This window comes from Ensifer sp. EB106-03-01-XG145 (assembly GCF_058792075.1).
Map to the genome: position 1 here is coordinate 1 of NZ_JBYTEC010000075.1, position 607 is coordinate 607.

General features: G+C 68.7%; 1 protein-coding gene. It reads right to left on the reverse strand.

The window, feature by feature from the left end:
• Positions 1-607 (reverse strand): cadherin-like domain-containing protein (locus AC3WWH_RS34800; RefSeq protein ID WP_492377630.1); only part of this gene is annotated, 607 nt, incomplete at both ends.

The window sequence follows — 607 nt, forward strand, 5'->3', positions numbered from 1 at the left end:
AGCTCGGACTGGGTGATCAGTCGGCCACCGCTGTCCTCGGCGATCGCCGCCAGCGTCACCGCCGACGTCGTCGGGGCGTCGTTGACCGGGGTGATGTCGAGGCTCGCGGAGCCGGCGACGCTGCCGCCACTGCCGTCCTCAATCGTGTAGCTGAACGAAACCCCGGTGTCGTCATTGGTGGCCGGCGTATAGGTCCAGGTGCCGTCACCATTGCCGACGAGCGTGCCATTGCCGCCGCCGTCGATCGTCAGACCCGTCGCCGTCAGCGTCGGGCTGTCGATGTCGGACGCGTTGGCCAGCAGCTCGGCCTGGGTGATCAGTCGGCCACCGCTGTCCTCGGCGATCGCCGCCAGCGTCACCGCCGACGTCGTCGGGGCGTCGTTGACCGGGGTGATGTCGAGGCTCGCGGAGCCGGCGACGCTGCCGCCACTGCCGTCCTCAATCGTGTAGCTGAACGAAACCCCGGTGTCGTCATTGGTGGCCGGCGTATAGGTCCAGGTGCCGTCACCATTGCCGACGAGCGTGCCATTGCCGCCGCCGTCGATCGTCAGACCCGTCGCCGTCAGCGTCGGGCTGTCGATGTCGGACGCGTTGGCCAGAAGCTCGG